9 protein-coding genes are annotated in these 14,368 nt (G+C 39.1%); 3 read left to right on the top strand and 6 right to left on the bottom strand.

Annotation, left to right across the window (positions count from 1 at the left end; translation table 11 throughout):
• Window positions 1–83: 83 nt before the first annotated feature.
• Window positions 84–929 (bottom strand): OXA-274 family carbapenem-hydrolyzing class D beta-lactamase OXA-667, encoded by an 846-nt coding sequence (locus tag AS4_RS20535; protein ID WP_096735335.1) that lies wholly within the window; start codon window positions 927–929, stop codon window positions 84–86.
• A gap of 881 nt (window positions 930–1,810) precedes the next feature.
• Here AS4_RS20535 and omp33-36 point away from each other — a divergent pair.
• Complete coding sequence (gene omp33-36 / locus AS4_RS20540; RefSeq protein ID WP_096735336.1) at window positions 1,811–2,695, top strand: porin Omp33-36; 885 nt, start codon at window positions 1,811–1,813, stop codon at window positions 2,693–2,695.
• Between the two features lie 75 nt (window positions 2,696–2,770).
• Here omp33-36 and AS4_RS20545 read toward each other — a convergent pair whose 3' ends face one another.
• The 4 genes from AS4_RS20545 to AS4_RS20560 form a co-directional block, all read right to left on the bottom strand.
• A complete protein-coding gene (locus AS4_RS20545; protein ID WP_096735337.1) occupies window positions 2,771–4,738 on the bottom strand; it encodes a BCCT family transporter in 1,968 nt (655 codons plus the stop codon).
• Between the two features lie 167 nt (window positions 4,739–4,905).
• Window positions 4,906–5,586 (bottom strand): ion channel, encoded by a 681-nt coding sequence (locus AS4_RS20550; RefSeq protein ID WP_034612723.1) that lies wholly within the window; start codon window positions 5,584–5,586, stop codon window positions 4,906–4,908.
• Between the two features lie 218 nt (window positions 5,587–5,804).
• Window positions 5,805–7,520, bottom strand: a complete 1,716-nt coding sequence (locus tag AS4_RS20555; RefSeq protein ID WP_004725228.1) for a cation acetate symporter — start codon at window positions 7,518–7,520, stop codon at window positions 5,805–5,807.
• Between the two features lies 1 nt (window position 7,521).
• A complete protein-coding gene (locus AS4_RS20560) occupies window positions 7,522–7,854 on the bottom strand; it encodes a DUF485 domain-containing protein (protein WP_004725226.1) in 333 nt (110 codons plus the stop codon).
• A 185-nt stretch (window positions 7,855–8,039) separates the two neighbouring features.
• On the opposite strand from AS4_RS20560, the gene AS4_RS20565 reads away from it, so the two are divergent.
• Together AS4_RS20565 and AS4_RS20570 are read left to right on the top strand one after the other, a co-directional pair.
• The gene (locus AS4_RS20565; protein ID WP_096735338.1) at window positions 8,040–11,531 is read left to right on the top strand and encodes a PAS domain-containing hybrid sensor histidine kinase/response regulator; all 3,492 of its coding nucleotides are present in this window, start codon (window positions 8,040–8,042) and stop codon (window positions 11,529–11,531) included.
• Between the two features lie 441 nt (window positions 11,532–11,972).
• Complete coding sequence (locus tag AS4_RS20570) at window positions 11,973–12,740, top strand: hypothetical protein (protein WP_096735339.1); 768 nt, start codon at window positions 11,973–11,975, stop codon at window positions 12,738–12,740.
• 278 nt (window positions 12,741–13,018) lie between these two features.
• Here the strand turns inward: AS4_RS20570 and AS4_RS20575 are convergent, their stop codons facing one another.
• Entirely contained in the window at window positions 13,019–14,263 is a 1,245-nt protein-coding gene (locus tag AS4_RS20575) for an esterase-like activity of phytase family protein (RefSeq protein WP_096735340.1), read from the bottom strand.
• Window positions 14,264–14,368 lie beyond the last annotated feature (105 nt).

The following is a 14,368-nucleotide window of genomic DNA, read 5'->3' on the forward strand; positions in this document are numbered from 1 at the left end:
TAGAAATTCTCATGATTTGAAAATATACCTTTTTTATTGCCCAGTTTCCCCCAATAAACTGGGCATTTTTTTATCTACTGCATTTATCTCAAATAAAAGAATAAGCCTAATTTATCCAAGATACTTAATGTCAGTTGCTTGCGTTCAGCAGGATCATCCCCTGTCTGCATGTGCATGTTTAAAGCAAAAGCAGTGATCTGACCATTCGGCTGTTCCACCCATCCTGTGTACCACCCCACTTGTGGCTCCACATCCATTCCCCATCCACTTTTGGCATAAAGCTTGGAATCACCCCGTCTTTCGACATAGAGCATATCTTTAACTTGTTGCTGTACAGCATCATCAAAAGGCAATGTTTTGTTTGCCAATTGATAAGCAAATTTAGCTTCTTGTTCTGGGGTAATTTTCAATGGGCCGACTAGCCAGAAATTATCTACCTGTTGACCAATTTGTGTATTGCCAAAACCAACACGCTTGACTTCTTTACTCATCAAATCCAAGCCAATACGTCGTGCCAACTCCTGATATACAGGTACGGCTGAAGCCTGCATTGCTTGTGCCAAGGTCATATCTTTTTCCCATGCAGGAAAAGATCTTTTTTCTCCATTCCACTTAAATACTTCTGTATTCGTCGCTTTCGCATGTTGCAAACCAATTAAGGCATTCAACATTTTAAAAGTAGAGGCTGGAATATAGGCAGTCTTGGCTCTATTTAAATCATTCCCATAACGTTTAAATTGAGTTCCATCATAAGTCACAAAGACGGCTTGAGTTTGCGCATAATTAAACAACAACGGGATTTCACTTATTCTTTGTGATGACGCTGGATCATGCAAATTGGCATTAGAAACACAACCTGAAAATGCCACACTACTCAGAATGATCAATACACTGCTTTTTATTTTAGATTTAAATCGGTAATTACTCATAAACTTTACTTAGGCATTGACTCAATCTGAAATAGTGTAGATGAGCCCATGAATTATTTTTTAAATTGAATGTAAGAAAATATTTACAGGTGCAATATATTGGTGCATAATGCACTTCATTAGGGCAATTTATTAATATTCCTCAGCAGAATTTATTGATTTGCTCCAGATTTTGGCGAAAAATCCCAGTTTTCTTTGAAAATTGGGATTTTTTTTGGCAAGAATCATGCCAACACAATTCATCTTTTGCTTAATTATGCTACATATTGGTGCAATATTTTTATTGTCTGTTTAATACGATTTGCTTTGAATTTTTAAATAAAAAAAAAAGCCCAACCTTGGGGAAAGCTGGGCATATAAACTCTAAATCTCAAAAAAATTCATTTAAAATGAATGAACTTTATTGACTCATTATCCAAAATATCTTTTACTTTGTAAAACCTATTAAATTGATCGGATATAAATTAATTATCGTTTTTATAAATAATTGAGAATAAAACAACAATATTCACATGAAATGATTATACAATCACAAATTAATTCTAAAAATAAGCAGAATTTAATGACATTTTCTTGACATTGATCGCAAAACAACCATCGGTAATATCGATCAAAAAACACAAATAAACAATAAAATGAATGTATTAATTTAACAATTTGATATCTGTTTTATATGAAATAAAACTTTTGTCTGAATTTAGTCTGTTGTTCTAATTAAGTTTTTTTCCAGGTTGACGTAAAGCTGTTCAAATGTACGTTTTTTAAACAATGTAAATTTCATGTATCTACTTTGTAAACAGTGGCCTTAAACGTCATTGACTTAATATCTTGTTACAATACAATGCCGTCTGTTTCACCAATTTCTCCTATTGGAAAAGATTATGAAAAAACTCGGTTTAGCCACTGCTTTATTATTAGCCATGACCGGCGCTCAAGCATACCAATTTGAAATTCAAGGTCAATCAGAGTATATCGATACAACTGAAAATGACAAAGATTTCACTGGTGGTTTGCAAGGTACTTACTACTTCAAAAATGTTGACTCTTCAAAAGGTCCATTGGCTGAAGCAGCGTTCTTAAACCAAGCATCAAATGTTTCTTTAGCATATAACTATGGCGAATTAGACGGTGGTGTAGTTGCACATAACTACGGCGCTAAAGCTGAACTTTATGTTCCTACTCCATATGTACCTGCATACGCAAGTGCTTCTTATAGCCACACAATTCTTGACGGTAAAAATGGCTTGCCAAATGATCAAGGCGATCGTTTTGCATTAGAAGTGGGTGCTCTTCCTACTCAAAACTTCTTAGTTGCTGTTGGTTATACTAACGTTGCTGACCAAGTTGCTTTAGATGCATTCAATGTTATGGGTAACGGCGTTGCTAAAGCGACTGCTGAAGCTGCAACAATTGGTGAAGACCAAGACGCAATCACTGCACGTGCTAAATACGTTGGCGGTATTGACGGTACAAATATGTCTTTAGCGTTTGAATCAGGCATCATCTATGGTGATGCGACTGCATACCAGTTCAAAACTGATTTCTATTTGAACCCACAATTAAGCGTTGGTGCTTCTTACGCAGCGTCTAGCTACGAAGGTACGCCTGATTCAGCTTGGGGTGCAAACGTAAACTACTTCATCACGCCTGCGATTGCAGTTGGTGCAAGCTACGTAAATGCAAACTACGAAAACAATAAAGGCCAAGCAATTTCGTATGTTGGTGATACGCAAACTGTTGGCTTAAACGCTAAATTCCGTTTCTAAGTTGCTTAGAAATTGAATCAAAAAAAGGACTCATACGAGTCCTTTTTTATTGCCTTTATTTTTTAAATAAACAACTTAGTTTCTCAGTACATTTAAGAAATGTAGATGGCGTTCATATTGGTCAATGATGTCTTGAATCAAGTCTTCTTGCGTCCACTCCATCACATCATAGTTTTGACCACCTTCTCTTAAAAATATTTCTGCTTGATAAAAATCATCGGTTTCCTGATGTTCTTCATTCATCATAAAGCTTGGCGCAACCATTTTGCGTGCAATGACTTTATAGATAAAATTGAACTCATCATGATGATCCACACTCAGTTGAACACCGTCTTCGGTTTCTTTAATCACCACATTTAAATCACGGCGTTTAAACTCAAAACGAATACTTTCAAAAGCCTTAATCACATCAACCTGAATATAATGTTGTACTTCGGCCAACGTATGCGGATAGTGCATGATTAAGCCCAAACGTTGCTGCCAACTACGTGGGTTTTGCACAGCTCTCGGTGTGATTCTTGCCACTTGCAAAGCCTGCATTTTGGTGACATCTAAGCGCAATGCTTTGACTAAGCCCCAACACAACAACAGCATAATAAAGGTGAATGGTAAGGCACTCATCATGGTGGCCGATTGTAGTGCGCCTAGCCCACCAACCATTAATAGAATGATCGACAAGACCGCCATTAAAACAGTCCAGAACAAGCGTTGCCATATCGGCGAATTTTCTGTTTTCGCAGTGAGATAATCGGTCACCAATGCACCAGAATCCGCAGAGGTAACAAAGAACAACACCACTAGGAGTGTCGCAATAAGACTAAACACACCTGAAAAAGGCAGGTGGGTTAAAAACTCAAACAATGCAACTGATGAATCTTTTTGTACCGCAGAAATCAGCCCCGTCTGCCCTTGTTCCATAATACTAAACAAGGCAGCATTGCCAATAAATCCCATCCAGATCAAGGTAAAGCCTGTCGGAATAAGCAGTACACCGACAATAAACTCTCGAATGGTTCGACCTTTTGAAACACGCGCAATAAACATACCGACAAATGGTGACCAAGAAATCCACCATGCCCAATACATAATGGTCCACCCCCCAATCCAGCCATTCGATTGATAAGCATATAAATTAAAGGTCATGCTAAATAAATTCGAAATATACTGCCCAGCGTTTTGAATGGTTGCTTGCAGGATATAAATACTGGAACTGGCAAGGAATACAAAGCCCAGTAATACCAAGGCTAAAATTAGATTCAGTTCAGAAAGTCGTTTGATTCCCTTATCTAATCCAAGGAAAACCGACAATGAAGCCAGCGTACTCACCACAATAATCAAAAAGATTTGGGTGCTAATATTACTTTCCCAGCCAAATAAATAATTTAAGCCAGAGTTAATTTGCGTTACCCCAAATCCTAACGTGGTAGCTACACCAAATACGGTACCAATGGTGGCAAAAGTATCGACCGCATCTCCGATTGGACCATGAATTCGTTGGCCAATAATCGGAAATAAACCCGAACGAACTTTGAGTGGCAAGTTATAGCGAAAAGCAAAATAAGCCAGCGTTAAACCTACAACCGCATAGATAGCCCAAGCATGTAAGCCCCAATGGAAAAAGGTAATTCTCATTGCTTCTTGGGCAGATTCAATGGTTTGTGGATCACCGGTAGGTGGATTGACATAATGCATGACAGGTTCTGCAACACTGAAGAACATTAACCCGATCCCCATACCCGCAGTAAATAGCATGGCAAACCATGACCCATTACTATACTCAGGCTGGCTATGATCAGGTCCAAGCTTGATTTTACCCATGTCAGAAAAGGCAATAAAAATCAGCACAATTAAAAATATTGCGACAGATAAAACATAGAACCAACTAAATGAATCGGTGATCCAGCGGTTCATCCTTTGAGTAATCAGTTCAAAGGCATTTGGTGCAAAGACAACAACGGCTAAAAAAAGCGCAATAATTCCAACAGTGCTCAAGAAAACATTTGGATTGACATTGTCAAACCAAGTGATTTTTTTGGAAGGCATATTTCCCCCAGGTTTTTATACTCAATGGACAGACTTTTTAAAGTCAAAAAAAGGCATTCACAGGTGTGAAAAAAGACGAATCCTGTAGAACAGCGATTGGATTCAGGCCACATTATAATTTAAATTAACATTTTCAACAATTTACTAAATGTAACAAGATCATTAGTTCATGATTTTGGTTTATTTTCAATATATTGCAGGGCAATCATCCGTGAGACGATCAGGGCAAAATACATCACGCCACAGAACATTTGCAACATTGAAATCACCCGCGCAGCAGGTGCAACAGGAATCAAATCGGACAATCCCGTTGCCGATTGCAGACTAAAACTAATGAACAATAAATCCAGCCAAGATTGGTAGTCCGCAACATGATTTGGGTTTTGAAAACTCTGTGGAACCAGCAATTGACAAATACTGTATAAGAAGGCAAATCCCCATGCGATCAGGGTAAATACTGCACCTGCAGCAAACAGCTCATCTTTGGTTAAATAACGATCTGCAAACATATAACGGATTAAACCATATGCTGCACAAAAATAAGCGGCTGCTTCAAATGAATGTGCAAAGATTTGCAAAGTAACAGAATGAAAACCAATCAACATTAGAAAGGACAGTACAAATGCCCCTGTGACAAAGGTTAAGCCCAACAGTGTAAATGTCGGTGTTTGTCGAATCACTTTGGCAATAATCAGTAACGCGGATACACCGAGTAACCAAGTTAAAATTTGATAACTTCTGCTGGCATTGGTATAGACAGATAAAACTAAAATAAGCAGTTGGACCAACAATAACCATGCTGATGGTAATTGTTTAAAACCTTTCCAAAATTCGATCATTGAACGCATATTTTCTGATTCTGATTGTTCTTTTAAACATTCAAATTAACATATTCATTGGGTTTCTTAAATCCTTTCAATTTTTCGTGATCATTCAACTGATAAATCAGCATCAAACAAGCTGTATATCGCTTAAAGGCTCAAACTGGGATGATTGAGTTTTGGCTTTGCATAAGCCATAAAAAAACACCTTCGAAAAGGTGTTTTTTAGGCTGATCTCAAATCACTTAGTGATCTGAAGCACCAGAGATACCAATACCTGTTTGTGAACGTACAAACTGTGCATCAAATGCTTTGCGCTCTGCTTCTGCACGTGCAGATTTATCTGTCACAGAGAATAACCAACAGCAGATGAATGCTAATGGCATTGCAAAGATTGCAGGACCATTGAATGAGTTGATCGGAGTATCAGAGATTTTTAATGTGTCTACCCAAACTGCTTTAGATAAGATAATTAAAGTCACCGCTGTCACTAGACCGACAACACCACCAACAACAGCACCACGTGTAGTTAAGCCTTTCCAGAACATTGAAAGAACCAATACTGGGAAGTTTGCACACGCCGCGACAGAGAATGCTAAACCAACCATGAAGGCAACGTTTTGTTTCTCGAACAAAATACCTAAGATCATCGCAAAGATCGCAAGACCAAGTGTTGCAATCTTCGACATACGTAATTCAGATTCAGGGGTTGTTTGACCTTTTTTCAATACGTTTGCGTACAAGTCATGTGAAATTGCTGAAGCACCTGACAGTGTCAAACCCGCAACTACCGCAAGAATCGTTGCGAATGCAACTGCTGAAATAAAGCCCATGAACAGATCGCCACCCACTGCATCTGCAAGGTGTACCGCTGCCATGTTGTTACCGCCAACTAATTCTAGTTTGCCAGTCACAGCCATTTTTGCAACATCAATAAATTGTGGGTTGTTTGATACGAAAAGGATCGCACCGAAACCGATAATGAAGGTTAATAAATAGAAGTAACCAATGAAACCTGTTGCAACAACCACAGATTTACGTGCTTCTTTAGCATCTTTAACTGTAAAGAAACGCATAAGAATATGTGGTAAACCTGCTGTACCAAACATGAGTGCTAAACCAAGTGACAAAGCATCGAGTGGGTTTTTCGCCAAACTGCCTGGTCCCATAATTTTGGTTGCATCATCAAGACTAACATCATGTACTTTTGCAAATACATCAATAGATTGCTTGAACATTTCAGAGAAGCTATAACCGACAGAATGCATCACCATGAACGCCATGAATGTTGCACCTGAAAGTAACATCACTGCTTTAATGATCTGTACCCAAGTTGTCGCCAACATCCCACCAAAGATCACGTAAGCCATCATCAGAAGACCAACAATCACAACTGCGATGTTATAGTTCAAACCAAATAACAGTTTGATCAGCTGACCAGCACCCACCATTTGAGCAATCAAATAGAAAGCCACAACTACAAGCGAACTGATTGCTGCAAGTGTACGTACTGGTTTTTCTTCTAAACGGAAAGAAACCACGTCAGACAGGTTATATTTACCTAAGTTACGTAGGCGCTCAGCAACCAAGAACAATACGATTGGCCAGCCAACCATGAAACCCAGTGAATAAAGCAAGCCATCAAAGCCTGAGCTAAACACCAATGCAGAAATACCCAAGAACGATGCAGCAGACATATAGTCACCTGCAATCGCTAAACCATTTTGGAAACCAGAGATACCACCACCAGCGGTGTAGAAGTCCGCAGTATTGGTGGTTTGTTTTGCAGCCCATTTGGTAATAAATAAGGTTAAACCAACAAAAATTGCAAACATAATGATTGCATGCCAGTTGGTCGCTTGCTGCTGAGCTTCACCTAAATCTGGGCCTGCTTGTGCAACAGTAGAAAGCAGTGCAGTAGATGCAAGAGCTGCTTTAGTCTTTAAAGAGTTCCATTTCATCTTAGTGCAGTCCTTTTTCGTGGGCGATTGCTTCGACTTCTTTCATTGCATCTGCATTCAATTGATCCAATTTATTGTTGGCAATGTATGAGTACACACCACACAATACGAAAGATAAAACAATAATTCCTAGACCTAAAGGAATTCCCCAAGTGGTGATGCCACCACTAAATGAACTCATTAAAAATTCTTTGTTATAGCCAACTAAAAGCATAAATCCAACATAAACGAACAACATAATTGCAGTTAATGTCCAGCTTAATTTACTTTTTTTAGCAACCATTTCCTTGAATTTTGGATTTTGTAGAATCGCCTCTACCTGTCTCTCATCCATAACCATGCTCCTTGATAAGCGACCAGAACGCTGGTTGCTTTTTTTAGTCTTTTTTTACATGGTCAAAATTAACAATATTGTGGGGTTCTCGTAACTTAGACTTTGGTCGTTAAATTTTGAGCAAAATAAACGAGACAGTTCATGTATGCGTTATTATAGGCGTAGCTTTTTATACTGTAGTCCTTATGAACAGTTGGTTAATTATAGGGGTTCTGGCCCTTTACATCCTCATTCTATTCGTTTGTGCCTTCTTTGGTGAGAAGCATGCGAGTCGATTAAGCACGCGCGGCAGGATGCTTCTCTTTAGTCTAACATTGGGGGTATATTGCTCATCTTGGACATTTTATGGAGCAACAGGTGCTGCTGTACGTGAGGGGATTATTTTCCTTCCGATTTATTTAGGACCTTTATTATTTGTCTGGCTAGGTTATGACATTTGGCGTCGTTTAGGTCGCGTTCGACAACATCATGCGATTTCTTCGATTGCCGACTTTGTCGCAGCACGTTATGGTAAAAGTGGAACATTAGCGTCCTTAGTGACCATCTTGGCTGTAATCGCCATTATTCCTTACTTAGCACTACAATTACGCGCCATTGCGCTTAGCGCTTCCGTCATGCTCGATCACAATACCCAAGTGGTCTCTACTACCACCAATGGTGTGCTTGGTCTTACCGCTGTATTGGCGATCTTGGCCATGATGTTTGGCACAAGACAAATTGCCAATACCGAACAACATGGCGGTTTAATGCTTGCCGTTGCTTTTGAATCATTTGTAAAACTATTTGCCCTGCTCTGCGTGGCATTTTTCTTTATTTTTGATCATCCACAAAATATTGTACAAATCTCACAGGATGTGCAAAAAACTTTTCATGAAGTACAACTGTTTGGTGTGCCAGATACCTTCTGGGTTCAAACATTACTCGCTTCATTGGCGATTATCTGTTTACCGCGTCAGTTCCATGTGGCCGTGGTTGAATTACGCGATGAAAAACATATTCGTGGCGCAAGACGGTGGTTTGCGGCATATTTGATTCTGACCATTATTGCCATTATTCCAATCGCCAGTTGGGCTCTTCATGCAGCACCTAAATATCTGACCATTCCTGATGTTGCAGTACTCTCATTACCGATTAGTTATAACCAAGACTGGTTATCTTTACTGGCATTTTTAGGCGGTTTTTCAGCATCAACAGGTATGCTATTAGTCTCTTCTGTGGCACTGTCCATCATGCTCAGTAATGACTTGATTATGCCTTCTCTATGGAAGTTTGGCATTCTTTCTCGTCATGACAAACGCTTACCACAGGTACTTAAATTTACCCGTCGTGTGTGTATTTTAGCGGTAATGTTACTCGGATTTTTATTCTTCCACTTCTTTAATGATATTGACCAATTATCTACCTTTGGACTATTGGCTTTTAGTGCGGTTGCACAATTTTCACCGGCTTTAATTGGTGGTTTATACTGGCGTGGTGGAAGTCGCCAAGGGGTTTATGCAGGCTTGGTTGTAGGCTTTATCCTTTGGTCATATACCTTATTATTGCCAACGATTTTACGTAGCTTACCTGTTGAATATAGCCAGTTTGCACATCAATTTTTGATGTTTGGGCCTTTAAATATTGAATGGTTAAGACCAGAAGCTTTATTTGGTTTTGAATCTTTTGCCCCGCTTACTCATGGTGTAATCTGGGCACTTGGCTTAAACATTACCTTATATATTTGGGTCTCTCGTATTTATCGTCCTAGTATTGCTGAACAAATACAGGCAGAAAGCTTTTTCTATTATGAAACCAAGCCCTTACCTGCACAAAATACCTCTACCGACATTAATTACTTACACCATGACGTCGCTAAACTTAAAGTCGGTGATCTGATTGCACTAGCCAAACGGATTACTGGTGAAGGCCCAGCAACCCATGCCTTTCAGCAATTTTGTACCATGAATAATGTGGTGCTCAATGAGAATAGCAGTGCCAATGGGATGTGGTGGCGGTTCACTGAACAATACCTCGCAGGTACAATCGGGGCAGCCTCCGCACGGACATTACTCACCACGGCTATGGTCAATAATGGCTTGGCGTTGGGTCAAGTGGCAAATATTCTCGACCAAGCATCACAATGGCAACGCTTTAACCAAAATCTCATCATGACCATGATTGACCACATGACCCAAGGCGTCAGTGTGGTTGATGAAAACATGTGTTTGGTCGCGTGGAACAATCAATATTTAAAGTTGTTTGATTATCCAAAAGATTTAGTCTATGTCGGTTGCCCAATTGCCGATTTGATTCGTTATAACGCAGAGCGTGGCGAATGTGGTCCAGGCTCGGTAGAAGAACATGTACGTAAGCGAATTCATTGGATGAAAGTTGGTAGCGCACATGAGTTTGAACGGATTCGTAAAGATGGCCGTGTGATTCAAATGCGTGGTAATCCCATTGAAGGTGGTGGTTTTGTTACGACCTTTGCGGATATTACTGCATTCCGTGAAAATGAAGCGGTACTTGAAGCACGTGTATCTGATCGTACCCAACAGCTTGCAAATGCCTTATCTGAACAACAACTGGCACGTGAGCAAGCCGATAAAGCCAATATGTCAAAAAGCCGCTTTATTGCAGCAGCCAGCCACGATTTACTTCAACCGATGCACGCAGCACGTTTATTCAGTACCGCTTTAGAACAAAGCGTACAATCGGATGAAGATCGTAAAACCTTACAACAACTTGATCGTGCCTTACATGGTGCTGAAAGTATGTTGTCTGCCCTTTTAGACATTGCACGGCTGGAAGGTGGTTCAATCCAACCGAAACGCCAAGCTTATCCACTGCATGATTTATTAAGTGATTTAGAACTGCAATTTAAATCAATCGCCGCACAACGTAATATCCAATTGCGTGTCCATGATGCTCAATTCTGGATTGATACCGACCCACAATGGATCCGTCGTATCATCCAAAACTTTGTCAGTAATGCCTTACGTTATACTGCTCGCGGACGTGTGATTGTTGGTGTGTTACGTGCTTCCAATCGCCCAAATCATATCCGTATCGGTGTCTGGGATACCGGTCCGGGGATTGCAGAAGAACAACGCATTAAGCTGTTTCAAGAGTTTGAGCGTTGTGGACATACCTCGCCATGGGGCGAACAAGGCCTAGGGCTTGGTCTGGCAATCGTCCAACGTATGACCAGTTTGCTTGATTATCCTGTGCATGTTTATTCTGAACTAGGTAAAGGCTCGTGTTTTATGATTGATGTGCCAATGGTAGCAGCGCCTAAAGTGGTTTCATCACCTGTACAAGCGGTACCATTAAAAGCCAAAGCTTATAAAATCTTATGTTTGGACAATGATGATACGATTTTGGAGGGTATGGCAACGCTACTGACCAAATGGGGTTATCAAGTCTTTAAAGCCATTGAACCTGAACAAGCTTTGGAAATTATTCAAAAAGAAAATATTCAAGTCTGGTTGGTTGATCAGCATTTAAATCACGGCAAAATTGGCTTAGATTTTATTGTCGAAAACCGTCAGGAAAATGTTCCTTCAGCACTGATTACTGCAGATTCTGATCCTGAATTACCAGAGCGTGTTAAAGACCTCAACGTGGTGTTGTTGAAGAAACCATTGAAGCCTGCTTCTCTACGTGCATGGTTATCTGGCTTGAAGATTTCTAAATAATCTTCCACTACGTTCAACCCTTTTCAGTTTATTGATCACGTTCTTCTTTAATGTTTTGAAACATTTACAACCTCTAGACCATTGCGTTCTAGAGGTTTTGTAACGCAATTTTTTAAGTGGAATAGCAATTTTTTTTAAGCTTTGTGCAAAAGCATTCAAAAAAAAGCAAAACTCGAACCCATTTATTGACTAAAAACTTCAAAGCCCTCTTTTCTATGGCAAATAACATCAAAATAGTAAATATACACTTGTATAGTTAGTTACAATTTTCTATTTATATGATTTTAAAAAATAAAAAACTACTTTTTACCCTATCTACAACTTTAGTCGTATTCCTATTGCATCTCAGATAAATCAAAAATTACTTCAAGACAAAACTACGCTCATGTTTAGGAAAACAAAAACAGCGTTTGAATTCAATTTTAAATAGGATTTTTAACCATGAATATTTCAGAAACTGTTCCACATGGGCTACACCAAGCTCAACAATTTCATCGTCAATATGGTGCAAATGCAATCCTGCCTGAAATTGATTGGCAAGATCTGTTTAAACACAGCAAACTCCACGACACACAAATACAAGCACTCAACACGATTTATCAAGCAGCTGTGCCTTTAGCACTTCAAGTATTTGATGAATTAAAATTTGATGTATTTACCCCTGTTGCTTATCATCCTCAAGGCTTAGGTCTATTTGATAAATTAGCGCAACAAGAAGAAAAACTGGTTCAACGTCTCGAAGATGAATGCGAATGCTTAAATGATGAAGTTCGTCATCAAGTGTGGAGCATGTTACTGCGTGGCGGTGCGGTACTGGTCTTTAAAGCATGGTTAGGTAAAGTAAAAACCGGTGAAAATATCTTAGATATGACCCAATTTGATGAATTATCAGATTTGCTTTTTATCAAAACCTCACCAACAACATTGGCAGCTCGTTTAAAAATCGATGCACATGCGGATTACGACCATGTTTTCCTAATGTATGGCAATGATGTGTTCCTAGACCGTTTTAATAGCTTAGAAGCAGCTGCTTTATTTGTAGATTTAGGTGTTTATGATGCAGCATTCTTAAGCCTACGTGATGACCGAGTTGCAGATTACCTAAAATCTAAAGGCTATGTCACCCATGAACAAATTGAAGATTTAAAATGTGCTTTAAATCCATTGGGCTGCCCTGATCAAGTTTCGAAACAAGACTGTTTAGCTTAATCCTCATGCGTGAATGATGTATAAAGAAAGCCAGTCAATTGACTGGCTTTCTGCGATTTAGCTTAAAGATTACTTCGCACTTTAAAATAATAATATCTGCTCAGCTAATTTAAGGTATGTACTGATGCTTTACCCTCAATAAAAAGTCAGGTATTTCACTTAATATTGATCAGTTTAAGTTTTAATCCTCCCCAGCCCTCCTTTTAAAAAGGAGGGCGTTTTCCCTTGCTAAGATTAATTTAGCTTCGGGTCGTGGAGGCTAAGCATTTTATCGCGTATTAATACAATGCTTTAGGCAATTTAATCTGAATAATTTCATTATCATCCGCACGCTTTGCATTTCGTCCTGATGAACCTGGAAAGTTATTGTCATTTAAAACAGTTAAGGTATTTTTATTTTCAATAATCACATCTTCAATGGTTTCAAATGGAAAAGCAAAAGTTGTTGCTGTACCAATATCTCCATCTCGCGCTGTACCATATAAATTATTCGGGTTGGCGATATTCATAAGATCAACTAAGTCAGAACGTTTTACAGCTTTCCCTGAATCTCCTAGTTCAATTTGAATCAGCTTCTTATAACCATCTAACTTGTTTTGACTCGCATCACGCTCAATGATAATGCCAGACTTATCATCAAACATTTGGAAGTCACCAATATTGGTCGCCTTGGCATTCAAGGTAAAATAATAATATCGACCAGTATACGCTTTCTTCTTCACATCAAATTGTGAGATAAGCAACTGTTGTGTGGTCTCGCCTTTTAACGGTTTTTCTAGCAAAGGATATAAATATTGACCATCCTTAGACAATGCCATTCCTTCAAAGCCACCGCTTTGCTGAACCAAAGGCTCTACATAATTTATGTTGGCTTTATTGAATTGATTTTGCGGAGAACGCAATTCCACACCAGCTTTCAATGGATGAGGTAATGCAATCGGCGCATCAAGCAGTATTCCATCTTTATCAAAATGCAGTAAATATGGTCCAAATTCATCCCCAATCCAATAGGTACCATCCGCAGTACGTTGAATCGATTCAGGATCAAAATCGGCCCCAGTGAGCAAACGATCAGTACTGTTTTGATTGATGATTGTAAATGGTATTAATTTATTGGGATCACGAAGCTGAATAAAGCTCATCACTTGAACTTTTGCAGATCCTACCGATTTCGTCCGAAAATCAGATTTTACTTGATAAACACGGAGTAAAAAGTCAGATGAATTGTCTTGTGTACCAAAGCCATTGTCTGCCATGACCATATAAGTGCCATCACCGTTCTTTACAGCTCCCGAGAAGCCTTGAACTGGCTGACCTTTAAAAGGCGGGAATATGCCATTGGCACCCTTTACAAAGGCACCTGAGTTTGGACCAGCTGCATAAGTTTCGACATCAAGTTTGGCAAATGAAACCAAGGTCGGTACAGTGACAGATGGTTCAAATGAGAAATCATTGTCATCATCATTACATGCAGTTAAAGCCAATACGCCTAACGCTAAAACAGAGTAAGCAATTTTTTTCATAAAGGTCTTTTTTATTGATTTAAATGAGCTTTATTAGAAACCAATAGCATGACATTTTGAGGTCATTTCAATGACAATACTGCGTCAGTTTAATGATACGTAGTA

Source organism: Acinetobacter guillouiae, from assembly GCF_002370525.2.
In the GTDB taxonomy this organism is placed as follows: Bacteria; Pseudomonadota; Gammaproteobacteria; order Pseudomonadales; family Moraxellaceae; genus Acinetobacter; species Acinetobacter guillouiae.

What these genes read in the sequence shown, in the direction of transcription:
- AS4_RS20560 (WP_004725226.1), bottom strand. Translation starts at nt 7,854, where the DNA reads ATGGATGAGAGACAGGTAGAGGCGATTCTACAAAATCCAAAATTCAAG.
- AS4_RS20535 (WP_096735335.1), bottom strand. Translation starts at nt 929, where the DNA reads ATGAGTAATTACCGATTTAAATCTAAAATAAAAAGCAGTGTATTGATC.
- AS4_RS20545 (WP_096735337.1), bottom strand. Translation starts at nt 4,738, where the DNA reads ATGCCTTCCAAAAAAATCACTTGGTTTGACAATGTCAATCCAAATGTT.
- AS4_RS20565 (WP_096735338.1), top strand. Translation starts at nt 8,040, where the DNA reads ATGAACAGTTGGTTAATTATAGGGGTTCTGGCCCTTTACATCCTCATT.
- AS4_RS20570 (WP_096735339.1), top strand. Translation starts at nt 11,973, where the DNA reads ATGAATATTTCAGAAACTGTTCCACATGGGCTACACCAAGCTCAACAA.
- omp33-36 (WP_096735336.1), top strand. Translation starts at nt 1,811, where the DNA reads ATGAAAAAACTCGGTTTAGCCACTGCTTTATTATTAGCCATGACCGGC.
- AS4_RS20575 (WP_096735340.1), bottom strand. Translation starts at nt 14,263, where the DNA reads ATGAAAAAAATTGCTTACTCTGTTTTAGCGTTAGGCGTATTGGCTTTA.
- AS4_RS20550 (WP_034612723.1), bottom strand. Translation starts at nt 5,586, where the DNA reads ATGCGTTCAATGATCGAATTTTGGAAAGGTTTTAAACAATTACCATCA.
- AS4_RS20555 (WP_004725228.1), bottom strand. Translation starts at nt 7,520, where the DNA reads ATGAAATGGAACTCTTTAAAGACTAAAGCAGCTCTTGCATCTACTGCA.